The sequence below is a fragment of the Arthrobacter sp. B0316-1-20 genome, assembly GCF_059091865.1.
In genome coordinates, this window is the sequence record NZ_JBNHHC010000005.1 from 329,010 (window position 1) to 352,971 (window position 23,962).

Genomic DNA, 23,962 nt, shown 5'->3' on the forward strand with positions numbered 1-23,962 from the left:
TGCGGGTCGGGCTGTGCTGCTCGGCGGTGGGCTGGGGGCGGCGGGGTCAGGAGGCGGAGGGCTTGCGGGCAGGGTTGGGGACGGTGCGGGAACGGCCACGGAATTCGAGGAGCACGTCGGCGCCGCCGTTCGGATTCTCCTGCGTGACGGTGATGTCAAACAGGCCGCTGCGCCCGGTCTGGTTGACCAGCCGGGCGTTGGCGGTCAGCAGCCGGCCGGCGAATCCGGGGTTGAGGAAATTCACGTCGACGCCGGATGCCACCGTGATGGTGCTGCCGTCACCGTCCGGGTCGTTGCACGCCAGCGCGAAGGCCACGTCGGCAAAGGCGAACACCATGCCGCCCTGCGCCATGCCGAAGCCGTTGAGCATTTCCTCACGCAGCCGCATCTGGATGACGACGTCGCCAAACTCCGCCTTCACGACTTCCACGCCCATCCACTGGGCGGCCTGGTCGTCGACAAAGGCGGGATGCATGGGTCGCTCTCCCGGCTGCAGCGCGTTGCCGTCGGCCGGATGGTCACGGGAAGTGTCGACGTCGATGTCCGTCATGGAGGCCCCTTGCTTTTAATACCGAATGTTCATTAGGTAATCCTGATTTGTGATCCAAGTCAAGGCGGGCCCGAGGGCGCAGGGAGTCAGGACGGGCGGCCGGGGCCGGCACCCTCGGAATGCGGACGGTGCTGCCGTACCGGCGCTAGGCCAGCTCGGTGGTGCCGATCGCATCGAGGGCGAAAGCGTAATCCCACGCCCGGTCCTTCCAGGCCTCGTACCGCCCGGAAGCTCCGCCATGGCCCGCGTCCATTTCGGTCTTGAGCACGATCGGTTCAGACCCGGTTCCGGTCTCCCGCAGGGCCGCGACCCATTTGGCCGGCTCGACGTAGAGCACCCGTGTGTCGTTGAAGCTGGTCACTGCCGCGATCTTCGGGTAGGTCACCGGCCGCACGTTCTCGTACGGGCTGTAAGACTTCATGTAGGCGTAAACCTCGGGGTCGGTAATCGGGTTGCCCCATTCCTCCCACTCCAGCGCCGAGAGCGGCAGGTCCGGATCCAGGATGGAAGTCAGGGCGTCCACGAACGGCACCTGAGCCACGATCGCCGCATACTTCTCCGGTGCCAGGTTGGCGACGGCGCCCATCAGCAGGCCGCCGGCCGAGCCGCCCATCGCCGCGATCCGCGCCGGGTCCGCCCATCCGGAGGAGGCCAGCCAGTCGGTGGCGTCCACGAAGTCGGTGAAGGTGTTCTTCTTGCGCAGTTTCTTGCCCTCGTAGTACCAGTGCCGGCCCATCTCGCCGCCGCCGCGCACATGGGCCACCACGTAGACCACGCCGCGATCCAACAGCGACAGCCGCGCCGTGCTGAAGGCCGGATCCATGCTGACTTCATAGCTGCCGTAGGCGTAGATCAGGGCCGGGTTGCTGCCGTCACGCTGCACCGAGGCCTTGCGGACCACCGACAGCGGGATTTTGGTGCCGTCGGCCGCGGTGGCCCACTCCCGGTCGGCCCGGTAGTCTGCCGGGTTGTAGCCGCCGAGCACCGGCGTTTCCTTGCGCAGGTGCAGCGTGCCGGTGGCCAGCTCATAGTCGTAAATCCGAGGCGGGGTCAGGAACGAGGTGTAGGCCAGCCGGATCACCGGCGCCTCGTAGTCGGAACCGCCCACGCCTGCAGTGAACAGTTCTTCGTCGAAGTCCGGTTCCACCGGAGCTGCCTGGGTCTCGGTTCCCAGGCCGGCCAAGGGCAGCACCTGCACCCGTTCAATGGTGTCCTTGCGGATCGACAGCACCACGTGCGTGGAGGTGACGCCCGCGCCGTTGACCCGCACCCCGTCGTCGTGCTCCAACACGGTGTCCCAGTGCTGCGCGTCCAGCGGCCGGGAGAACTCCGACAGGTCGGCCAGCGAGACCATCGAGTTCACGGCGTCTTTATTGTGCGTGAGCAGCACCTTCTGGGCGCCGTCCAGCAGGAACGGCTCGGCGTCGTAGAGCACCCTCTCGCTACGCGGGATCAGCGTCTGCAGCCCGGCCTCGGGATGGGCGAAGTCCAGCAGCCGCGTCTCCGAGTATTCGGAGCAACCGATTCCGATCACCAGATGCCGGCGGTCGGAGGAGAGCTCAAAGCCCATCCACATGGCTGGATCGTCTTCCTGATAAATCACGACGTCGGAGTCCACCGTGGTGCCGATGGTGTGCGCCTTAATCTGGTACGGCCGCCACGACTCATCCACCACCGTGTAGAACACGCGGCTGCCGTCCGGGTCGAAGGCGAGGGAGTAGAAGACGTTCTCCACGACGTCGTCCAGCAGTTGGCCGGTGTCCAGGTCCTTGATCCGCAGGGTGAACCGCTCGTCGCCGGCGAAATCCGCGGCGTAAGCGTACAGCCTGCCGTCCTTGGTGACGGCCGAGCCGCCCAGGGAGAAGAACGGCTTGCCCTCCGCTTCCGCGTTGCCGTCCAGCAGGACCTGCTCGCCGGGTACCCTGCGGCCGGCCTCCACCTGCGGGGGAGTCCAGTCTGCCGCCGGATCTCCCGTGTCCGAGGCCTGGACCCGGCACTGGATGCCGTACTGCTTGCCCTCTTCCATGCGGCCGTAGTACCACCAGCCGTCCTTGCGCACCGGAACGGACAGGTCCGTTTCCTGCGTGCGGTTCTTAATCTCTTGGAAGATCGCCTCGCGCAGCGGCTGTTGATGCGCCGTCGCCGCTTCCGTGTAGGCGTTTTCGGCCTGCAGGTGGGCTACCACGTCCGGGTTCTCCTTGTCCCGCAGCCACTCGTAGTGGTCCACGAAGATATCGCCGTGGTGGGAGCGCTCGGTGGGCACTTTGCGGGCCACCGGCGGTTCGGGCAGGCCGGCGGGTGAGGAGATGTTGGCAGTTTCGGCGGCGGAGTGCGTCATGCCACCAATATATAGAGCGAGCCTCCTGCCCCGGTCGGGTTCGGCTGAGGGTGGACGAGTGCCGGAGCAGCAACTTTGGCCCGCAGCGCGGCCAGGCCCCGTTCCAGCCTTGACGGTCCCGCGGGCGCCACTATATCCTGAACGAACGGTCGGTAATTATTTCGCGGCCGGACTACGTACAGTGAGGTGACCATCGTGGCAACGCAGACCGACGCCGGCGACCAGAAGTTGCACGCCGTTCCGTCCGCTGAGGACGAGGCCGGACAGGCCTACTTTGACAAGATCATTGCCGAGGATTCCCGGATCGAACCCGCGGACTGGATGCCGGAGAAGTACCGCAAGACGCTGACCCGGCAGATGTCCCAGCACGCGCACTCCGAAATCATCGGCATGCAGCCGGAGGCCAACTGGATCACGCGCGCCCCCAGCCTGAAGCGCAAGGCCATCCTGATGGCCAAGGTGCAGGACGAGGCCGGCCACGGGCTCTACCTGTACTCCGCCACGGAGACGCTCGGCACCCCGCGCCACGTGCTCAACGAGCAGCTCATGTCGGGCAAGGCCAAGTACTCCTCCATCTTCAACTACCCGGCAAACAGCTGGGCGGACATGGGTGCCATCGGCTGGCTGGTCGACGGCGCCGCTATCGCCAACCAGGTGCCGCTCTGCCGCGCCTCCTACGGTCCGTACGGCCGCGCCATGGTCCGCATCTGCAAGGAAGAGTCCTTCCACCAGCGCCAGGGCTTCGAGATCCTGCTGGAACTGGCCAACGGCACCCCGGCCCAGAAGCAGATGGCCCAGGATGCGGTCAACCGCTTCTACGCCCCCGCGCTGATGATGTTCGGCCCCACGGACACCGATTCGCCGAACTCGCAGCAGTCGATGGCCTGGAACATCAAGCGCTTCTCCAACGACGAGCTGCGCTCGCGGTTTGTCGGCATGATCCAAGAGCAGGTCAAGGTCCTGGGCCTGACCCTGCCGGACGACGAGATCCGCTACAACGAGGAAACCGGCATGTGGGAGCACGGCGAACTCAACTGGGACGAATTCTACGAAGTCCTCGCCGGCCGCGGCCCCTGCAACGCGCAGCGGATGGAACGCCGCCGCGAGGCACATGAGAACGGCGCCTGGGTGCGCGAAGCAGCAGCGGCCTACGCCGCCAAGAAGGCACAGAAAGCACAGGTGGCCTAAGTGGCAACAGGAGACCAGACCTCGATGGCCCGGCCGGTCAAGCCAGCGCCCGAGGAGAACCCGGCATTGTCGGACAAGCAGCCCTGGCCGCTGTGGGAAGTTTTCGTCCGCTCCTCCCGCGGGCTCTCCCACGTGCACGCAGGTTCGCTGCACGCCCCGGACGCAGAGATGGCCGTGCGCAACGCCCGGGACCTGTACACCCGGCGCAACGAAGGCGTCTCGCTCTGGGTGGTGCCGGCGTCGGCCATTGTGGCCAGCGATCCGGATGCCAAGGGCGAATTCTTCGAGTCGCCCAAGGGCAAGGACTACCGCCACGCCACGTACTACACCAAGAGCGAAGGGGTGAAGCACCTGTGAGCGGCGAAAGCGCTACCCGGATCACGCCGGGCAATGCCCTGCGGCCGGAGGACATCGCCCAGCAGGTGACCGAAGGCAACAAGGCCAGCGAGGACGTCGCCGAGTACGCGCTGCGGCTCGGGGACGACGCCCTGATCCTGGCCCAGCGCCTGGGCTGGTGGATCTCCCGCGCGCCCGAGCTGGAAGAAGATGTCGCGCTGGGCAACATCGCCCTGGACCAGATCGGCCACGCCCGGTCCTTCCTGACCTACGCCGGCTCCGCCTGGGGCAAGTCCGAAGACGACCTGGCCTACTGGCGCGGCGAGAGCGAGTTCCGCTCCAGCTACCTGGTGGAACAGCCCAACGGCGACTTCGGCAGGACCATTGCCCGCCAGTTGGTCATTGCCGCCTACCAGCACGAACTGTATTCCCGGCTGGTCGACTCCCAGGACGAAACGCTGGCGGCCATCGCGGCCAAGTCGGTGAAGGAAGTGGACTACCACCGCGACCACGCCGAGCAGTGGACCCTGCGTCTGGGCGACGGCACCGAAGAATCGCACCGCCGCATCGCCGCCGGGTTCACTTCGGTCTGGCCGTACGTGCAGCAGCTGTTCGAGGACGACGACCTGATCGACAGGCTGGACGGCATCGCCGTGCGCCCCTCGGAACTGCGTGAAGGCTTCGACGCCTACATTGCCGCGGTCTTCGCCGAGGCCACGCTGGAGGTCCCCGACGTCCAGCCCGCGATGACGGACAAGACCCGCGTCAAGCACAGCGAACATCTGGGCTACCTGCTGGCCGAAATGCAGGTCCTGGCCCGCGAACATCCCGGCGCGACCTGGTAACGCCGGTCCGGACCTTTCGGAACAACGGAGCAATTCATGTCCACAAACACCGCGCAGCGGCCCGCTGAAACCGATGCAGCCCGCGTCTGGGATGTCGCGGCAACGGTCTGCGATCCGGAGATCCCGGTGCTGACCATCGAGGACCTCGGAATCCTGCGGTCCGTGTCAGTGCTGGATGAACCCGACGACGGCGGCCGGCCGGCCGTCGAGGTGACCATCACCCCGACCTACTCCGGCTGCCCCGCGATGGATGCCATCAGCGAAGACGTCGTCAGCGCACTGGCAAGCCAGGGCTACGACGACGTCCGCGTGAAGCTGGTGCTGGCCCCGGCCTGGACCACGGACTGGATGACTGCCGAGGGCAAAGCCAAGCTGAACGAATACGGCATCGCGCCGCCGTCTGGCTCCGCGCCCATCCGCACCGGGCCGGTCAAAGTGGGACTGAGCGTGAAGTGCCCGCGCTGCAATTCGCTCAACACCCGCGAGCTGTCCCGCTACGGCTCCACCTCCTGCAAGGCCCTGTACCAGTGCAATGACTGCCACGAACCCTTCGACTACTTCAAGGTGCTCTAGATGACTACTTCCACCACGGAGGCCCCGGCGGCCAAGCGCCGCGGCACGTTCCACCCGCTGTCCGTCGCCGAGGTCCGCAAGCTCACGGACGAGGCCGTGGAGGTCACGTTCGCCGTGCCGGAGGAGCTGCAGGGGCAGTTCGACTACGTGCCCGGGCAGTACGTGGCGTTGCGGACCACGCTGGAGGACCAGGAGATCCGCCGCAGCTACTCCATCTGTGCCGAGCCGAAGCCGGGCGAAATCCGAGTGGCCATCAAGCGGGACATCGGCGGCCTGTTTTCCAATTGGGCCAACGACAACCTCAGGGCCGGAGACGTACTGGACGTCATGAGCCCGGCCGGTGCGTTCATTTCCAAGCACCAGATGACGGAAATTAACCACCCCGAGCAGATCAACACCGACGTCGAGGCCACCTTCGTGGCCTTCGCCGCCGGCTCCGGGATCACCCCGGTGATTTCGATCGCGCGGACAGTGCTTGCCGCCAACACCAACGTCCGGTTCGACCTGGTGTACGCGAACAAAGCTGCCATGGACGTGATGTTCGTGGAGGAACTGGCAGACCTGAAGGACAAGTACCCCACCCGGTTCGCGCTGCACCATGTGCTCTCTCGCGAACAGCGGATCTCGCCGCTGCTCTCCGGCCGGATCGATGCCGAAAAGCTCACCAGCCTGTTTGACAACGTGCTGCGGACCGACGACGTGGACGAGTGGTTCCTTTGCGGTCCGTATGAGCTGGTGCAGCTGTGCCGTGACACTTTGGCCGAGCGCGGCGTGCCCGCCGACAAGATCCGCTACGAGCTGTTCTCCACCGGCGAGCCGACCAAGCCGCAGGGCAACATCGGCCGCCCGGTCCAGGTGGATCCCAGCGCGGACAACTACGACATCACCTTCACCCTCGACGGGCTCACCGGCAAGGTCGCCTCGCCCAAGCACGCCCGCGAGTCGGTGCTCAACGCGGCGCTGCGGGTCCGTCCGGACGTGCCGTTCGCTTGTGCCGGCGGCGTTTGCGGCACCTGCCGCGCCAAGGTGGTCTCCGGTACCTTCACCATGGAGGAGAACTACGCGCTGGAGCCGGACGAGATCGAGCGCGGTTACGTGCTCACCTGCCAGACCCACCCGACCAGTAAAGAAATCACCGTCGACTACGACGCCTAGCATCGATTTCACACCGGTGGTCGACCAAGCAATCTAACCGGTGGCCGACCATGATACCGGTGGTCGACCAAGCGAGCGCCAGCGAGCGCGTGGAGACCACGCGAGCCGACCCGAGAGGAACCACGCATGAGCATGATCGAACTGTCCATCGAGGACAACGTCGCCGAAGTGGTGCTTAACGCGCCGGGCAAGATGAACGCCCTGGATGAGCAGGCGGTGCTGGATCTGGGCAAGGCGTACGACGACGCCGCTGCCGCCGGCGTCCGTGCGCTGCTGCTCCGCGGCGAGGGCCGCGGGTTCTGCGCCGGCCGCGACATCTCCCAGGTGGATCCTGCCACCGACGATGCCTACGGCTACCTTTCCAACGTCGTCACCCCGGTGCTGCGGAAGATGGCGGAGTTCCCGGCCCCCACGTTCGCCGCCGCGCAGGGTGCCGCGCTCGGCGTCGGGCTTGGCCTGCTGATCGCCACGGACGTGGTGTACGTCGCCGACAACGCCAAGATCGGTTCGCCGTTCGCCAATCTGGGGGCCACCTTGGACTCGGGCGGGCACTGGCTGTTCACCGAGCGGCTCGGTGCGCACCGCACGCTGGACTTGATCTACACCGCCGAGTTGATGAGCGGCGAGGAAGCGGTGCGGGCCGGCCTGTTCAGCCGCGTGATGCCCGCGGACGAACTGCTGGAAACCACACGCGGCATCGTCGGCAAGGTTGCGCAGGGAGCCACCGGCGCGTTCCGTGCTTCCAAGGAACTGGTGGCCAACATCCGCGACCAGCGGCTGGGCCTGTGGCTGGCCACAGAAGAAGAGAACGTGGCTCAGGGCCGGCTTTGCAAGAGCGACGACTACGCTGAAGGTTTCAAGGCTTTCCAAGAGAAGCGCAAGCCGGTCTTCAAGGGCTGAGGGGTCCGCCTCCTGCCTGGCCTCGCAGGTTCTGGCAGGATGGCTCCATGAGCGCCAAACCGACCGCCGCAACGGCGGCTGACTGGACTGTTGCCGTCCCGGACCGGGATCTGCTGTCTGCGTTGGGGCCGCTTCCCGCCGGGATAAAAGCCGTCCCTTGGGATGTCGACGGCGAACCGGACGGGACGCAGCTGGACCAGATCGACGTCGTCGTGCTGCCGTATCCAGACGCAGCCGGCGCGCTCCCGTACCTGGCCAAACTGAAAAACCTGAAGCTGGTGCAGACCCAAACCACCGGCGTTGACGGGATCGCCGACGTGGTCGGTCCGGACGTCGCGATCGCCAGCGCTGCCGGCGTGCACGCCGCCTCCACCGCCGAGCTCGCCGTCGGCCTGATGCTCGCCTCGCTGCGTGGAATCGACATAGCCGCGCGGGACCAACCGGAGGGGCGGTGGCGCCATGAACGTCGGCTCTCCTTGGCCGACCGGAAGGTCCTGCTGGTGGGCGTGGGCGGCATCGGCCGGGAAATCGCGCGCCGCCTCGAGCCATTCGAAGTGCAGTTGACGCGGGTCGGAACCCACGCACGCGATGACGGCGAGGGCCACATCCACGGCACCGTGGAGTTGGAGGATCTTGCCGCCTCCCACGAAGTGCTGGTCGTCATTACACCGCTGACCGACGCCACCCACGGGTTGATCGATGCCGCGATACTGGCAGCCCTCCCGGACGGTGCGCTGGTGGTCAACGTTGCGCGCGGGGCTGTGGTGGACACGGACGCCCTGACCGCCGAAGTTGTCTCCGGCCGGCTGAACTGCGCGCTGGATGTCACCGATCCCGAACCGCTGCCGCCGGACCATCCGTTGTGGCGCGCCGGCAACGCCCTGATCACCCCGCACCTGGGCGGCGACACCACGGCGTTCGAACCGCGGATCGTCCGCCTCCTCAGGGAGCAATTAGCGGCGGTCGCCGGCGGCAAGGCACCGCAGAACCTGGTGCAACCGGGACGCTTCCGGAGCGACTCAGCCGGCAAAGACCAGAGCGACGCATAAATCGGCCGGGGGTACAGCATCGGGGCTTGCGACCTGCCGCTTGCGTGGTGTTTGGCATGCGAGTCGAGCGCCGCTGAAACGCCGGTGCTCATGCCGGAGGCTGGACAACCGAGCGGCGTCGCGAGCAGGATGGAGGCGGCGCGTCGAGGCAGCCGCCGAGCGCCGGAGGAGGGATGACCCATGGGCATCATTGTGGCCAACATGTTCCTCACCCTCGACGGCGTGTACCAGGCGCCGGGCGCGGTCGACGAGGACCAGGAAGACGGCTTCGCCTATGGCGGTTGGCAGGCGCCGTTCTTCGACGAAGAATCCGGGGCGGCGATGGGCGCCGTCATCGACCGTATTGATGCGTTGCTGCTCGGGCGGAAGACGTACGACATTTTCGCGGCCTACTGGCCGAATGCTGGCGACGACTCTCCGATCGCCGCGAAGTTCAACGCGGTGCCCAAGTACGTAGTGTCCACCAAGCTCACCGAGCCGTCCTGGGCTGGCACCACGGTATTGCCCCATGCGATGGCGGCGGCGCACCTGCGCGAACGGCATGATGAGGTGCACTCATTCGGCAGCGGCGACCTGTTGCAGTCGTTATTCACCGAGGACGTGGTGGACCGCCTCAACCTCTGGCTGTATCCGCTCACCGTGGGCAGCGGGAAGCGGCTCTTTGGCTCCGGCACCATTCCGGCGTCCTTCCGCCTGGCCGGACCGGCCCGCACCTTCGAGAAGGGGGCGGTGGGGCTGGTCTACGAGCGAGCGGGCGAGGTCGAGACCGGCAACATCAACGAGGTGGAGGCGCGCAGGAGCGAGGGCAGCTGACGGCGGGCAACGGCTGGTCAGCCAGCGCGCCGGTTGACCAGATCGCCGGCCCGGCTTAGCGGGTATCCAGGTCCTCGAAGACCAGGAACGTCTGAGTGTCCAGGATGCCGGGCATGGACTGGATTTGGTCGAAGATGACCCTGCGCAGGTCCACGTTGTCCACCGCGCGGACCAGCAGGATGACGTCGAAGTTCCCGCCGACCAAGGCGATGTGGTGCACCTCGGGGATGGCCCGCAAAGCCTCTCGCAACTCGCGCCAGGAGTGCTGCCGCAGCTTCAACGTCACGTAGGCAGAGGCCTTCAGGCCGGCCTTGATCGGGTCCACCAGTGCGGTGAACTTGGTCAGCACGCCGGCCTCGGTGAGGCGCGAAATCCGCGAGTAGGCGTGGGCGCGGGAGATGTGCACATTCTCGGCCACAGCGGTCACGGACAGCCGGCCGTCCCGAGTCAGCTCCGCCAAGATCCGACGGTCAATCTCGTCCAACTGCGGGACTTTCACCGCGGCGCTCTCTGCCATACGTCTACACCTCGTGGGGTTATCCAGCTCACACTGACAATTTGTCTCCAACAATACGACTCAGCGGACAAATTATCCATGCTTTTCCGCAGAAGTGGATACGAAAAGTAGCCCAATCACATACTAAAGCTACACAGTTTCTTCAGGCAGAGGCGCCAGCGGTTTGGCCGGGTGGCCCGGCAAGGGCGGCAACACCGCCGTGGCCGACCAAGGATTCGAGGGAGACACCATGACTATCTCAACCGGTAACCCGATCGAGGGATCGATGGCCGACCCGTCCCGCCGCCCCGGCATGGACGATCCGGTCACCGCGGAGGCCTACATGCTGCCCTCCGGCCAGCCCGTGCAGCTGGTGGATCCGGACGGCCAGCACGTGCACAACGACAAGTACCCGCTGCCCGACGGCGAAGCACTGCTGAGGGCCTACCGCGAACTGGTGGTGGGCCGCCGCGTCAACGACCAGGCCAACGCGCTGGTCCGCCAAGGCCGGCTGGCTGTCTACCCGTCGTCGCACGGGCAGGAGGCCTGCCAGGTGGCCTCCGCGCTCTGCATCGGCGAGGGCGACTGGCTGTTTCCGACCTACCGCGACACGGTGGCCGTGATCGCCAAGGGCGTTGACCCGGTGCAGACGCTCACCCTGCTGCAGGGGGACTGGCACGGCGGTTACGACCCGTACGAGCACAAGGTCTCGATTCAGGCGACGCCGCTGGCCACCCAGTTGCTGCACGCCGTGGGCGTGGCCCACGCGGCCAAGCTCAAAGGCGAGGACACCGTCGTCGTCGCGCTCTGCGGTGACGGGGCCACCAGCGAAGGCGACTTTCATGAGGCACTGAACTTCGCCGCCGTGTTCCACCTGCCGGTGGTGTTCTTTGTGCAGAACAACCAGTACGCCATCTCGGTTCCGCTGAACAAGCAGACCGTGGCGCCGTCGCTGGCGCACAAGGCCATCGGGTACGGCATGCCGGGCGAGCGCGTGGACGGCAACGATACCGCCGCCCTGCTGGCCGTGCTGGGCAAGGCTGTGGACCGCGCTCGGCAGGGCGGCGGCCCGGCGCTGGTGGAGGCGCACACCTACCGGATGCAGTCGCACACCAACGCCGACGACGCCACCCGCTACCGCACCGACGAGGAAGTGGCCGAGTGGGCACCAAAGGATCCGCTGGTGCGCCTGCGGGCCTACCTGAAGGAGCTGAACGTCCTGACTGAGGAGCTGGAAGAGGAGATCGCCGGCCGGGCCGAAACCGTCGCCGCCCAGATGCGCGACGGCCTCAATGCCGAGAACGAAGTGGACCCGGAGGACCTGTTCCGGTTCATCTTCACCGAAAAGACCAGCCAGCTGCGCGAGCAGGCCGCCATGCTGCGCGAAGAACTCTCGCGCGAGTCGGCCTGACCGCCGCCCACCGAAGGACACACCATGAGCACAACAATGACGTTCGCGAAGGCGTTGAACACGGCGCTGGCCGATGAAATGGAAGCCGACAGCTCCGTCGTCGTCTTCGGTGAGGACGTGGGCCCGCTGGGCGGCGTTTTCCGCATCACCGACGGTTTGACGAAACGATTCGGCGAGGAACGCTGCTTCGACACCCCGCTTGCTGAGTCCGGCATCATGGGCATGGCCATCGGCATGGCAATGAACGGCCTGCGACCGGTGGTGGAGATGCAGTTCGACGCCTTCGCCTACCCGGCGTTCGAGCAGGTGGTCTCGCATGTGGCCAAAATGCCGAACCGCACCCGCGGCAAGGTCAAGCTGCCGATGGTCATCCGGATTCCGTATGCCGGGGGCATCGGCGGCGTGGAGCACCACTGCGACTCCTCCGAGTCCTACTACGCGCACACCCCAGGGCTGACCGTGGTGGCCCCGGCCACGGTGGAGGACGCCTACACCATGCTCCGCGAAGCGATCCGCTTCCCGGACCCGGTGGTGTTCCTGGAGCCGAAGAAACTCTATTTCTCCAAAGAGCAACTGGACCTTGAGGCCCTGCAGGCGCGCTGGGGCAGCACTGCGGTGGTCGACCAAGCGAGCGCCAGCGAGCGCGTGGAGACCGGCGCGACCGCTGAAGGTGGATTCGGCCGCGCCGTCATCGCCCGTGCCGGCACCGACGCCACGCTGATCACCTACGGACCGTCCGTGCCCACCGTGATGAAGGCCGCCGCAGCGGCCGCCGAGGAAGGCCGCTCGCTGGAGGTAATTGACATCCGGTCCATCGTTCCCTTCGACGACGAGACCGTGATGGCGTCGGTGCGCAAGACCGGCCGCGCCGTCGTCGTGGCCGAAGCCCCCGGTTTCGCCTCGGTCGCCTCCGAAATCGTGGCGCGGGTGCAGGAACGCTGCTTCCACTCGCTCGCCGCCCCGGTCCTGCGCGTGACTGGCTTCGACATTCCCTATCCGGCGCCCAAGCTGGAGCACTACTATCTGCCCAGCGTGGACCGCATCCTGGACGCCGTGGACGAACTGCAGTGGGAGGACGCGTAGCCATGACGCGACAAGTATTCAAGCTGCCGGACCTCGGCGAAGGCCTGACCGAGGCCGAACTGGTCCACTGGCTGGTCAAGGTGGGCGACGAGATCCGCGTGGACCAACCGGTCGCCGAAGTGGAGACCGCCAAGTCCATGGTGGAAGTGCCCAGCCCCTACGCCGGGACCGTTGCCGTGCTGCACGGAGCCGCCGGAGACACCATGGATGTGGGCAAGCCGCTGATCTCGGTGGATGCGCCGGGGTATGTGCACGACGGCGGTGCATCGGGTCCCGCTGGATCCGCACCGCAGGCGCCCCGTGCGGGGGAGGCTGCCGCCGCCGTCGCGGCGGGAGATGCTCCGGACCCCGACCGTTCGGGGGCAGACTCCGCCCATCCCGACGGCGAGGCCTACCGGAACGAGGAGCGCGCCGGGATCCTGGAGCCGGCGGAGTCCGGGTCGGGCAACGTCCTCATCGGTTACGGAACTCCCGGCGGATCGGCAGGGTCCAAGCGCACCCGCAAGCCGAAGACCGGCCGGTCTCTACTCGGCGCTGGCGCGCCTCCATCGACCACCGGCAGCGCCCCCGTGGTCGACCAAGCGAGCGCCAGCGAGCGCGTGGAGACCCGCGTGGAGACCCTTGGCTCGGCGGCCCCGCTGGTCATCTCGCCGCTGGTCCGCAAACTGGCCCGCGACGCCGGCCTCCGCCTGGCCGACATCTCCGGCACCGGCGCCGACGGGATGATTCTGCGCAAGGACGTCGAGGCCGCGCTCGCCGGAGGGCCGGGGGCGGACCGGTCTCTGCTCGACCGGTCTCTGCTCGACGGGTCTCTACTCGTCGCTGGCGCGCCTCCATCGACCACCGACGGCGCTCCGTCGACCACCGGCGCCGACGCCCGCACCGGCCTCGGCATCGCCACCCGCACCCCGATGAAGGGCGTCCGCAAGACGGTGGCGCAGGCGATGTCCCGCAGCCGCACGGAAATCCCCGAGGCCACCGTGTGGGTGGACGTGGACGCCACCGCGCTGCTGCAGATGCGCGCCGACCTCAAACGACGCGCCCCGGAGAACACCCCGGGCCTGCTGGCCTTCATCGCCAGGTTTGTGCTGGCCGGCCTGGCCAAGTACCCGGCGCTGAACACCCGGGTGGAAGGTGAGGAGATCGTCGGCTTCGACGGCGTCAACCTGGGCTTCGCCGCCCAGACCGACCGCGGGTTGCTGGTGCCGAGCGTGCGTAACGCCGACAAGCTCAGCGCCCGGCAGTTGGATACCGAGATCAGGCGGCTCACCGCCGTCGCGCGTGACGGCAAGGCCACGCCCGCCGAGCTGACCAGCGGTACCTTCACGCTGAACAACTACGGAGTCTTTGGGGTGGACGGCAGCGCCGCCATCATCAATTACCCCGAGGTGGCCATCCTCGGCGTCGGCCGGATCATCGACAAGCCCTGGGTGGTCAACGGCGAGCTGGCCGTCCGGAAGGTCACCGAGCTGGTGCTGGTCTTCGACCACCGGGTATGCGACGGCGGCACGGCCGGCGGCTTCCTGCGTTACGTCGCGGACGCCATCGAGAACCCCGGCAGCGTGCTCGCCGATCTCTAACGGTACCGGGCCCGCAGTCGCTGATGGCGGGCCCGGGTTCTTGTCGGTGCTGCCGAAAAGCGCTGGAAAATTTCCCTAGCTGACCCGATCTGCCCGGCGCTACGCTTAGGCATGATCACTCTGCCAGAGGCGTACCAAAAGTACCTCTCCCGGTTGTCTGCACACCATGCCGAGGCGCTCCGGCCGGTGTTCCTCGAATCGGTTGCCGATGGGGAACACGGCATCTCGATCCGCGGCATGGGGTCCAAACACGTGCAGGCGTACGTCGACGACTCCGTGCCGTTCGGCGAAATCCGTGAGGAAGTTCGCCACGCCCACGAGTACTGATAACTGGGGCACGTGGTGAGTGTGCCGCGGCCTTGTCTCATTGTGTGCCGTCGTTCAGCGGAGCGGGCCGGCGCGGTACGGTAGCAGGAAAGGGCCGTGCCATCTGCGCGGCCGGTGTGCGAGTCGATGGAGAGTGACGGCCGGATGAGCAATGCCGCCCGAACAGAGGACACGACCGGCGAGCCAGCGGAAACCGTACAAGTTGCGCCCGGGAATTACGTGATCAGGACCCCGGAGTACCTGCTCAACTCAGGGCTGGTCATCGGCGGGAACAAGGCCCTGGTGGTGGATACCGGTGCCGGCCCACGCCAGGCCCGGCGGATCTACGCCGCGGCGCGCCGGCTGACCAAGCTGCCGCTCGCCGTCGTCAATACGCATTTCCACTATGATCACGTCTTCGGCAATGACTACTTCGCCGCCCAGGGTGTGCAGGATTTCTACGCGCACCGCAGCTGCGCGCACGACATCGCCGAGAATGGTGCGCTGCAACGCGCCGCCGTCGCGGAGACGGAACCGGAAATGGCGGCGGCCGAGGGCGAGTACACCGCCATCAGGATCCCCACCAGGCTGGTGGACACGGAGACCACCGTCGACTTGGGCGGGGTCAGCGTCAAGCTTTTCCATCTGGGGTTGGGCCACACCGACGGCGACCTGCTGGTCGGCTCGCCCAGCACACTGTTCGCCGGCGACCTGGTGGAGCAAGGCGCGCCTCCCGCCTTTGAGGACTCCTATCCCCGCGACTGGGTCGAGACGCTGCGGCGGATCTCCGGCCTGCGCCACGAGTACGACGTGCTGGTGCCCGGCCACGGCCAGACCGTCAGCGACGCCTTCGTGAAGAACATGTGCGAGACCATGGCCCTGGCCGTCCGGATGGGGGAACAGGCCAGCCGCGACACACCAGCGGACGCCACCAAGGCCATCCCGATCCTGCCCTACGGCCCGGTGCAGTCCCGCTCCCTGCTGCAGCGGCTCAAAGCCAGCAGGTGAGCGGCGCGGGCGACTTCAGCCTCCGCCAGATAGCGCTTCCGGCCTTCGGCCCGTCGGTGCTGTACGGCATCGGCATGGGCGCCATCACCCCGGTGATCGCGCTGCGGGCCCACGACCTCGGCGCCAGCTTCGCGGTGGCCGCCCTGATGACCACCGTCGTCGGGCTCGCCTCGCTGCTGACCAACCTGCCGGCGTCGTCCCTCACGGCACGGTTCGGCGAACGCAGCGCACTGGTCGCGGCAGCCGTCTGGGCGATGGCGGCAATGGTGCTCGGGGCGACCGCCACCAGTTTGCCGCTCTTCGCCGCGGCCATCTTCATGGTGGGCATGGCCGGGTCCGTGTTCAACCTGGCCCGGCAGTCCTACCTGACCGCGGCCGTGCCGCACCACCTGCGCGCCCGCGCCATGTCCACCCTCGGAGGAACCCACCGGATCGGCATCTTCGCCGGCCCGTTCCTGGCCGCCGCGGCCATTGCGCTGGGCGGCATCCCCGCGGCGTTCTGGCTGGGTGCCGTGACCATGGTGCTGGCGGCGGCGCTCTCGCTGACCGTGCCCGACTTCGAATCGGCAACGACGGCGGCTCCGGGCGCGCCGCCGGTGACCATCCGCAGCATCTTCACGCGCCACTGGCGGACCTTCGCCACGGTTGGCGTCGGAGTGATGCTGGTCGGTGCCGTCCGCGCCTCGCGGCAGGCGGTGTTGCCGCTCTGGGCGGAAAACCTGGGCCTGGATGCCTCGGCGGCGTCGCTGATCTACGGCATGTCCGGCGCCGTCGAGCTGCTGTTGTTCTACCCGGCCGGCAAGCTCATGGACGTGAAAGGCCGGATTTGGACGGCGGTGCCTTGCATGATCATCATGGCTGCGGGCCTGATCTGGATCCCGTTCACCACCGGCTTCACCGCGCTGCTGCTCGCGGCGCTGCTGATGGGCGTGGGGAACGGAATGGGCTCCGGGATCGTGATGACGCTCGGCGCCGACCATGCTCCGCCAGCAGGACGGCCGCAGTTCCTGGGCCTGTGGCGGCTGGTGACCGACACCGGCATCATGGGCGGCCCGGCGCTGCCGTCACCGCACTCGTCTCACTCTCCGTGGGGATATGGACGACGGCGGGGCTCGCCCTCCTGGGCGCGGTGGCCTTGGGCTACTGGATCCCGCGGACGCGGCCCGCGGAAGTTCCCGAAGATATCAACCGGACTCAGCGCACAGGCTCGGCAGCCCCATCGCGTGACGAGTAGCTACGCCGAGGAATGAGGTGGCCGGTTTACGTTGTCGGCGTCCCAACTCAGGTCGGCGCCTTCGCGAACCGGCAAAGCCTCGATCGATGGGTCGGACACCAGAGCCTTGATGAGCTCCCAGCTTCCAGCCACGATGGTCGAGTCCCAGTCGATCTCAGTGACCAGGACCCAGCTCCGATCGTCCGGCCACAAGATGCTGGGTGATTGTGGAAAATCCGGATCATCGTGCCACGGGACATTCTCGTTCCAGTCTGGATCAGCGAAGAATTGTGCCCCTGCGCTAAACAAGAAATAGGAGCGGTCCGGCAACTCCAGAACCCGGCCGTTGACAACGTCCTTGGGCAGGATCCCGGAGCCGGGGCCGCCATCAGGCACGAAGTATTCGGAGCCGACCGACGTCGGTCCGTCGGAGGCGGTGAGCACGGCGAGCCCGGCTGAGCTTGTCAGACCGCCCCAGCCTTCCCACACGGCAGCGACTCCCCGGGTGGGCGTCGCGGTGTGGTTGGCGAGGTGGCCGGCGACAGCGGCGAGCACTCCGGCGTCCAGATTGCCGGACATCGGCTCGAAATACCGCCAGCCGGCAGCGTCGAGAACACCATCCGCGCCACCGGGCGGGGAACCGACAAGCCGGTGGTACTGCGCCAACGGATGCATGATGGATCCGAAGGCCGCAGCCACCACGGACCACGAGGCCTGTTCCGACGTGACACGCAATGCACCCGTCCCCGCGTCTTCATGCCAGCTTCCCGAGTGCACCGGTCGGTCGCGCTCTGCCGGGTGGAAGATCCGGGCATACGCCGGATAGCCGCGGGGCACTGCCACGTGCATGCTCGACGACCTAGCATCCAGGCGGCGAAGCAGCCAGCGGCCGGGTTCGTCGTCGAGAAGGGAATCCATCGCTACAGCGTAGCCGCGGGACACGGTAACTGGCTCCGGCGACGGAACGGCCTCGCCGGCGACAAAAACGCTGTGGCTCAGTGCCTGCGGGATTGGATGCCGAACAGCCAGGTCAGCAGGGCGCTGAGCAGCATGCCGGTGCCAGTGATCAGGCCCATCCCGGCCCAGAAGAAGAACGGGATACTGCCGTCGCCGGGCACCGCAGCGGGACCGAGCTGCTGCACCAGCAGATACAGCCCGGCCGCCATACCGAGCCCCAGCACTGCCAGCAGCCAGCACAGCCGCGGCCACCAGACGGAGGCAGCCCAGAAACTTCCGTAGCCTGACCAGACGTTCCAGTCGTTGCCGTGCCGCAGCACTACCGGCCCGGCAGCCAAGGCCCAGAAACCGGCCACCAGGAAGGCAGCCACCACATCAGAAGGCCGGTGCCAGCCGTTGATCAGAGTGGCCGCCCCGGCCAGCACGGCGTACAAGCCACCGGCGGCCGCGGCGAACGGACGCCAGCGGGGCGAGACGACCAGGAAGACGGCCAAGGCAGCCGCTGCGGCGATGGTCGTGTGCCCGGACGGCAACGAATTGTGTTCCAGCGTTGGCACGCCGCGGTCGGGCCGGTCAAGGATGACGTTTTTGAGGATCCAGGTGGTGGCCGCCGACGCAGCGACCACGCCGACGCCGATCGCAGCGGGGACCCACCGCCGTCGTACTAAGGCCACCACCAGCAGCACGGCGGCCGCCACCGCCACGGAAACATCCGGCAGCAGGTCCAGGAAGTCCAGGAACACGCCCCGGCCCAGCCGCCAGCCGGAATCCGCTTCTGCCCAGGCTGATTCATCCGCGAACTGCCCGGTGGTGGTCCGAACGAAGGCGTAGTAGTTCAGCGCAAACGCGCCCGCGCACAACAGCGCCCCCAGCCAGAAAAGGGCAGGAGCGTGCGCTGCCGGACGGCGGGAGGCGGTCCGGGGGCGGAAACTGGAACGCTGCGAAGTCATCGATTCTAGGGTCGCACACAATGCTGGCAGCATCCGGGAAGGGGCCGCCGGCCGTACAGTGGACTCGATGATACCGCACCAGCTTCCAGACCTCTCAGGGCACCACGATCTGCCCGAGCTTGCCGATCTGCTGGCCACCGCACGGGTGGTTTCCCTGCCGATGAAGGTCCGTTTCCGCGGGGTGATGGAGCGTGAAGTGCTGCTGCTGGAAGGCCCGGCGGGATGGGCGGAATTCTCGCCGTTTCTGGAGTACGACGACGCCGAGGCCGCCGCATGGCTGGCCGCTGCGGTGGAGGCGGGCTGGCAGGGCTTCCCGGCCCCGGTCCGTGACAGCGTTCCGGTCAACGCCACCGTTCCCGCGGTGGCGCCGGACCAGGTGCCCGGTGTGCTGGCCCGCTACGACGGGGCCCAGACAGTGAAGATCAAGGTTGCCGAGGCCGGCCAGGACGTTGACCAGGATGTGGCACGGGTCGCGGCCGTGCGGGCCGCTGCTCCCGACGCCCTGCTGCGGGTGGATGCCAACGGCGGCTGGGACGTTGCAGGGGCCGTTGACGCGCTAAGCAGACTGGCCGAGTACTCGCTGGAGTACGCCGAGCAACCGGTGCCGGACATCGCCGGGCTGCGGGCCGTGCGGACCGAGCTGCGCCGGCGCGGTATCGACACGCCCATCGCTGCGGACGAAAGCGTGCGCAAAGCTTCCGACCCCTTGCGGGTCGCCCGCGAAGAGGCCGCGGACCTGATTGTGGTCAAGGTGCAGCCGCTGGGCGGAGTGCGCCGGGCACTGGACATCGTCGCCCAGGCCGGACTCCCCGCCGTCGTCAGCTCTGCCTTGGATTCCTCGGTGGGGATCCGCGCCGGCGTGGCCCTGGCCGCGGCACTGCCGGACCTGCCGTACGCCTGCGGCTTGGCCACGGTCTCCCTGATGGACGGCGACGTCACGGCTCAGTCGCTGGTGCCGGTGGCCGGACGGCTGCCGGTGCGAGAGGTGGCGCCCGATCCGGTGCTGCTGGACCACTTTGCCGCGCCGGAGGACCGTCGGCAATGGTGGCTGGACCGCCTGACGCGGACCTACCGGCTGCTGGAGGCTTGAGTCAGCGGCGCCTGCCGCTCCTCGGGCGCCACGCTTCAACTGCCGGAGGTCCATCCTTCCTCGCCCGGGGCGATCCTTCCTCGCCCGGGTCAATCCTTCAGGTGTTCTCTGGGCCCGTTCTTCACTGCGAAAAATGTCCGAGGCAGCCGATAGCTTGAAGATATGGACAGCGAGGGCATTGAGCTTCAGCTGCCGGTTCCGGGTCAGGGACTGGTGATGGACCTTGGTGTCCCGGCGCGTCCGGACAGCTCGCTGCTGGAGGCCCTATTTCAGCAGGTTCTGGCAGATGCCCTGCTGCGGCGCTACGGTTTCTCGACGGGCGGCGCCAGAGGCTCCTCCGCTGGCGTTGAAACCGCCGCTGATGTCGAGTCTCTCTCACCGGAGGACCGGGACGATCCGTCTATACCGGAGGATGGCGCGGGTGTACCGACTGAGTTGGCCGGCCTGCTCGCTGTGGTGGACCCCATGGCGCTGGACGATGCGCAGGCGATCGATTATCTGAAGGCTGCAGCGCGGGTGGAAGCTTGGGTGCAGTCCTGCCAGGTGCAGGCACTGAACCGCTTCGCGCTACTGCGGACTGGGCAGGGCGGGGATCGAGACCCGGAAGGCTTTTCCCGGTTCGCGCCGCAGGAAATCTCGGCGCACTTATCCACCGGGGACGCCGCAGCGAGGTCCATGCTCGCCGACGCCCGTCACATCTGCTCGAACCTGCCGGGAACGCTCGGCGCTATGAGCCGCGGTGATCTGGACCTGGCGCGGGCAAAAGCCCTGGCCCGGGGCTCCGCCGATCTGCCGGCGGAATGCCTCAAGGACTTCGAAGCCGCTGTGCTGCCGCGCGCCGGGGATATCACCTTGGAATCCGTGAGGTCTCGGGCTCGGAAAATGCGCGACCGCCTGCATCCGGAGGCGTTATCAGAGCGGCACCGGCGGGCGAACGAGTCCCGGGACCTGCAGTTGACCGATCAGGACGACGGTATGGCCGAACTGTGGATCCGTATGAGCGCTGACAAAGCCCATCTGGTCTTCGACCGGGTCCAGTCCACCGCCCGTTCCCTCCAAGGTCCCGGAGAAGAACGGACCCTGCCGCAGTTGCGGGCCGATGTGTTCTCCGATCTGCTGCTGTCTGGAGAACTCCGGGCTGCGGAACAAGCGGCGCCGGCGGCTGGCACCAGCGTGCTTCCCCGGTCCGCACAGGGGAGACCAGGCAACACGGGGCCGGGGATGCTAGTCACTATGCCGCTGACTACGCTGCTGGGGCTGAGCGAGGAGCCTGGAGACCTGGCCGGGCACGGACCGATTCCACCGGACACGGGCCGGCAGCTCTCCCAGTTGGCGAAATCCTGGCTGCTGGTGCTCACCGATGACCAAGGCCAAGCCATCGCTGCGGCCCGGAAGCTGCGGACTCCGCCGGAATGGTTGAAACGGCTCGTCCGCATACGGGACCGGCACTGTCGGTTCCCCGGCTGCCGCCGGGCTGCGCCCTACTGCGAGATTGATCATGTGATCGCGTGGGAAGACGGCGGGTTGACGGTTCTGGAGAACCTGCAATGCCTCTGCGCAGCACATCACGCGGCGAAGACAGCCGGTGAATCCAGCGCAGTGGCGGGCCCGAAGGGTGAGATCACGTGGACCACGCGTACAGGCCACCGGAAGACCACCTCCCCGGATGAAAGCTGGGACACGCTCCTGCCACGCGCAGTTGGCGGGGGAGGCGAAAGCGAAGCCGGGGACGGGAAGCCCAAACGTACGCTCGGCGGCATCGAACTGCCCGATGAAGAGGACACCGACCCCTACGCGCCGCCGCCGTTCTGACCCTGGCGTTGTATCGCGCCTCAAGGCTGCTTCCGGGGGAAATCCGTAAGCAAAGGGTGACGCCTTTCGCCCACTGTTAGCCAAGAATTCACCAGCGCTCGATCTGCTGGTCGATTTCAATCGAAACGATAAAGCAGGGAACCGACAGATTGTACGTGGAAGGCGAAAACCGTGACCGATACCAAGAAGCGCTACCTGCCCATGCTGGGCCATGTGTCCGGGAAGCGCAGCGCCGTGACCTGCGCGCTCAAGTGCGACAACGCCTGCGCCAAGGGCGTGTGCAACACCTCTGAGAACAACTACTTCCGGGACATCGTCTCGGCCGAGTACTCCCGTCGCCGGATGATGGGGCTGGGCGGCGCAGGTGCGCTGGCGCTGATGTTTGGCGGCGGAGCAGCCGCCGAGGCTCAGGTCGGGCTGTCCCCGGCCGCCAAGGCCGGGAAGGGGCCGGGAAACCGCAGCAAGCTGAAGTTTGACGGCATCAACGCTGTGCCGAACAACGTGGACGACGTCGTCGTCCCCAAGGGCTACAACTGGGACCCGGTGATCCGCTGGGGCGACCCGCTGTTCCATGACACCCCGGAGTTCGACCCGGAGAACCAGACGAAGAAGTCCCAGTCGGGGCAGTTCGGCTACAACAACGACTACCTGGACATCATTGAGATCCCGGGCAGCAACGGCAAGCGCGCGGTGCTGTTCGCCAACCACGAATACACCAACGAGGGCATCATGTTCCCGCCGGACATGCCGGTCGAACGCCAGCGCGAGGTTGCGATGGCTGCGCACGGTTTGTCCGTGGTGGAGTTGGAGCGCAAGGGCAAGGGCCAGCCGTGGAGCTACATCCGCGGCGCCCAGCTGAACCGGCGCTTCCTGATGGACACCGAATACGAACTGACCGGCCCGGCAGCCGGCTCGGACCTGCTCAAGACGCAGGCCGACCCCACCGGCCGCAAGGTGCTCGGCACGCTGAACAACTGTGCCGGCGGCACCACGCCCTGGGGCACCATCCTGTCGGGCGAAGAGAACTTCAACCAGTACTTCAAGGTGTCGGCCCCGGCCGCCGAGCAGCGCCGTTACGGGCTCACGTCGGCCAACCCGTCGCGCGGCTGGCACATCCCGGAACCCCGCTTCGACACCGACCGCCCCGAAGGAAAGAACGAGGACAACCGGTTCGGCTGGATTGTTGAGGTCGATCCGTTCGATCCCACGTCCACCCCGCGCAAGCACACCGCACTGGGCCGCTTCAAGCACGAAGGTGCCAACGTGACCATCGCTGCCTCCGGGCACGTGGTGTCCTACTCCGGCGACGACGAGCGCTTCGACTACCTGTACAAGTTCGTCTCCAAGGGTAAGTACCGCGAGGGCGACAAGAAGCACAACATGACGCTGCTGACCGAGGGCGACCTGTTTGTGGCCAGCTTCAAGGGCAACTCGCCACAGAACCAGATCGACGGTTCCGGCGTGCTGCCCTCCGACGGCGCGTTCGACGGAACCGGGCACTGGATCCAGCTGACCCGCGACGGCAAGTCCCTGGTGCCAGGCATGGGCATCGATCAAGTGCTGGTCTACACCCGCCTGGCAGCCGACGCGATGGGCGCCACCAAGATGGACCGCCCGGAGGATGTTGAGATCAACCCGGCCACCGGCAAGATCTACATGGCATGCACCAACAACACCTCCCGCACCCGCGCGCAAGCGGACGAGCCGAACCCGCGGGCGAACAACCGCCACGGCCACATCGTTGAAATGACGGAGACCGGCGATCAGACCTCCACCGAATTCACCTGGAGCGTGATCCTGGTGGCCGGTGATCCCGCCGTGGACGAGTCCGTCTACTTCAGCGGCTACCCGGCGAACCAGGTGCAGCCGATCTCCTGCCCGGACAACCTGGCCTTCGACTCGGCCGGCAACCTGTGGGTCTCCACCGACGGCCAGCCGGGCACCATCCAGCGCAACGACGCCCTCTTCCGCGTCACGCTGGACGGGCAGGAACGCGGCAAGGTGGAGCAGTTCATGGCCGTCCCGATCGATGCCGAGACCTGCGGCCCGCTGATTCACGACGACGACGGCCTGGTATTCGTCGCAGTTCAGCACCCGGGCGAGGACGGCAGCTGGGGCGCCCAGCGCTCGCTGTTCCCGGATTATGTCCAGGCAGGCCGCCGTGCCAAGCGGGGCGACGCCGCGCTGCCGCGCCCGGCCGTGATCCAGATGTTCAAGGGCAAGAACGGGCACGTGAAGCGCTAGCCCGGAAGCGCTGGCCCGGAAGAGCTAGTCCGGCACAGCCTGTCGCGACAGGAGTGAGCAGACGG

General features: G+C 67.1%; 22 protein-coding genes. 17 read left to right on the forward strand and 5 right to left on the reverse strand.

Annotation, left to right across the window (positions count from 1 at the left end; genetic code table 11):
• Positions 1–46: 46 nt before the first annotated feature.
• Positions 47–550 (reverse strand): hotdog fold thioesterase, encoded by a 504-nt coding sequence (locus tag AC5RW2_RS11085; protein WP_493949335.1) that lies wholly within the window; start codon positions 548–550, stop codon positions 47–49.
• 145 nt (positions 551–695) lie between these two features.
• Positions 696–2,888 (reverse strand): S9 family peptidase, encoded by a 2,193-nt coding sequence (locus AC5RW2_RS11090; RefSeq protein ID WP_493962374.1) that lies wholly within the window; start codon positions 2,886–2,888, stop codon positions 696–698.
• Between the two features lie 195 nt (positions 2,889–3,083).
• On the opposite strand from AC5RW2_RS11090, the gene paaA reads away from it, so the two are divergent.
• From paaA to AC5RW2_RS11130, 8 genes are all read left to right on the forward strand, one after another.
• Positions 3,084–4,076: a 1,2-phenylacetyl-CoA epoxidase subunit PaaA gene (paaA, locus tag AC5RW2_RS11095; RefSeq protein ID WP_414961001.1), complete on the forward strand. Its 993-nt coding sequence runs from the start codon at positions 3,084–3,086 to the stop codon at positions 4,074–4,076.
• Between the two features lie 24 nt (positions 4,077–4,100).
• Entirely contained in the window at positions 4,101–4,433 is a 333-nt protein-coding gene (gene paaB / locus AC5RW2_RS11100; protein WP_493939578.1) for a 1,2-phenylacetyl-CoA epoxidase subunit PaaB, read from the forward strand.
• The gene (paaC, locus tag AC5RW2_RS11105; protein ID WP_493949338.1) at positions 4,430–5,257 is read left to right on the forward strand and encodes a 1,2-phenylacetyl-CoA epoxidase subunit PaaC; all 828 of its coding nucleotides are present in this window, start codon (positions 4,430–4,432) and stop codon (positions 5,255–5,257) included. Before paaB ends, paaC begins: the two co-directional genes overlap by 4 nt.
• 36 nt (positions 5,258–5,293) lie before the next feature.
• Positions 5,294–5,830: a 1,2-phenylacetyl-CoA epoxidase subunit PaaD gene (paaD, locus tag AC5RW2_RS11110; protein ID WP_493962373.1), complete on the forward strand. Its 537-nt coding sequence runs from the start codon at positions 5,294–5,296 to the stop codon at positions 5,828–5,830.
• The gene (paaE, locus tag AC5RW2_RS11115; protein ID WP_493962372.1) at positions 5,831–6,985 is read left to right on the forward strand and encodes a 1,2-phenylacetyl-CoA epoxidase subunit PaaE; all 1,155 of its coding nucleotides are present in this window, start codon (positions 5,831–5,833) and stop codon (positions 6,983–6,985) included.
• 132 nt (positions 6,986–7,117) lie between these two features.
• A complete protein-coding gene (locus tag AC5RW2_RS11120) occupies positions 7,118–7,885 on the forward strand; it encodes an enoyl-CoA hydratase/isomerase family protein (protein WP_493962792.1) in 768 nt (255 codons plus the stop codon).
• Between the two features lie 47 nt (positions 7,886–7,932).
• Complete coding sequence (locus AC5RW2_RS11125) at positions 7,933–8,934, forward strand: 2-hydroxyacid dehydrogenase (RefSeq protein WP_493962371.1); 1,002 nt, start codon at positions 7,933–7,935, stop codon at positions 8,932–8,934.
• Between the two features lie 180 nt (positions 8,935–9,114).
• Positions 9,115–9,747, forward strand: coding sequence for a dihydrofolate reductase family protein (locus AC5RW2_RS11130; protein ID WP_493962370.1), 633 nt, complete (start codon positions 9,115–9,117; stop codon positions 9,745–9,747).
• 55 nt (positions 9,748–9,802) lie between these two features.
• On the opposite strand, the gene AC5RW2_RS11135 is transcribed toward AC5RW2_RS11130, so the two are convergent.
• Entirely contained in the window at positions 9,803–10,264 is a 462-nt protein-coding gene (locus AC5RW2_RS11135) for an Lrp/AsnC family transcriptional regulator (RefSeq protein ID WP_493939503.1), read from the reverse strand.
• A gap of 229 nt (positions 10,265–10,493) precedes the next feature.
• Here AC5RW2_RS11135 and pdhA point away from each other — a divergent pair, with 229 nt between their 5' ends.
• The 6 genes from pdhA to AC5RW2_RS11165 all read left to right on the forward strand — a co-directional run bounded on the left by pdhA (position 10,494) and on the right by AC5RW2_RS11165 (position 16,881).
• On the forward strand, positions 10,494–11,654 hold the full coding sequence (pdhA, locus tag AC5RW2_RS11140; protein ID WP_493962369.1) for a pyruvate dehydrogenase (acetyl-transferring) E1 component subunit alpha: 1,161 nt from the start codon (positions 10,494–10,496) through the stop codon (positions 11,652–11,654).
• A 24-nt stretch (positions 11,655–11,678) separates the two neighbouring features.
• On the forward strand, positions 11,679–12,737 hold the full coding sequence (locus tag AC5RW2_RS11145; protein ID WP_493962368.1) for an alpha-ketoacid dehydrogenase subunit beta: 1,059 nt from the start codon (positions 11,679–11,681) through the stop codon (positions 12,735–12,737).
• A 2-nt stretch (positions 12,738–12,739) separates the two neighbouring features.
• Positions 12,740–14,317 carry a dihydrolipoamide acetyltransferase family protein gene (locus AC5RW2_RS11150; protein ID WP_493962367.1) on the forward strand — a complete coding sequence of 526 codons (1,578 nt, stop codon included), beginning with the start codon at positions 12,740–12,742 and terminating at the stop codon, positions 14,315–14,317.
• Between the two features lie 111 nt (positions 14,318–14,428).
• Positions 14,429–14,644: a hypothetical protein gene (locus AC5RW2_RS11155; protein ID WP_493962366.1), complete on the forward strand. Its 216-nt coding sequence runs from the start codon at positions 14,429–14,431 to the stop codon at positions 14,642–14,644.
• A gap of 144 nt (positions 14,645–14,788) precedes the next feature.
• Entirely contained in the window at positions 14,789–15,631 is an 843-nt protein-coding gene (locus AC5RW2_RS11160) for an MBL fold metallo-hydrolase (protein WP_493962365.1), read from the forward strand.
• A complete protein-coding gene (locus AC5RW2_RS11165) occupies positions 15,628–16,881 on the forward strand; it encodes an MFS transporter (protein ID WP_493962364.1) in 1,254 nt (417 codons plus the stop codon). Before AC5RW2_RS11160 ends, AC5RW2_RS11165 begins: the two co-directional genes overlap by 4 nt.
• Here AC5RW2_RS11165 and AC5RW2_RS11170 read toward each other — a convergent pair.
• Together AC5RW2_RS11170 and AC5RW2_RS11175 are read right to left on the reverse strand one after the other, a co-directional pair.
• A complete protein-coding gene (locus AC5RW2_RS11170; protein ID WP_493962363.1) occupies positions 16,866–17,762 on the reverse strand; it encodes a hypothetical protein in 897 nt (298 codons plus the stop codon). The genes AC5RW2_RS11165 and AC5RW2_RS11170 overlap by 16 nt on opposite strands.
• Before the next feature lie 77 nt (positions 17,763–17,839).
• Positions 17,840–18,751, reverse strand: a complete 912-nt coding sequence (locus AC5RW2_RS11175; RefSeq protein ID WP_493962362.1) for a phosphatase PAP2 family protein — start codon at positions 18,749–18,751, stop codon at positions 17,840–17,842.
• Between the two features lie 67 nt (positions 18,752–18,818).
• On the opposite strand from AC5RW2_RS11175, the gene AC5RW2_RS11180 reads away from it, so the two are divergent.
• The 3 genes from AC5RW2_RS11180 to AC5RW2_RS11190 all read left to right on the forward strand — a co-directional run bounded on the left by AC5RW2_RS11180 (position 18,819) and on the right by AC5RW2_RS11190 (position 23,897).
• Complete coding sequence (locus tag AC5RW2_RS11180) at positions 18,819–19,841, forward strand: o-succinylbenzoate synthase (RefSeq protein WP_493962361.1); 1,023 nt, start codon at positions 18,819–18,821, stop codon at positions 19,839–19,841.
• 162 nt (positions 19,842–20,003) lie between these two features.
• Positions 20,004–21,653 carry an HNH endonuclease signature motif containing protein gene (locus AC5RW2_RS11185; protein ID WP_493962360.1) on the forward strand — a complete coding sequence of 550 codons (1,650 nt, stop codon included), beginning with the start codon at positions 20,004–20,006 and terminating at the stop codon, positions 21,651–21,653.
• A gap of 171 nt (positions 21,654–21,824) precedes the next feature.
• On the forward strand, positions 21,825–23,897 hold the full coding sequence (locus AC5RW2_RS11190) for a PhoX family protein (protein WP_493962359.1): 2,073 nt from the start codon (positions 21,825–21,827) through the stop codon (positions 23,895–23,897).
• Positions 23,898–23,962: the final 65 nt, after the last annotated feature.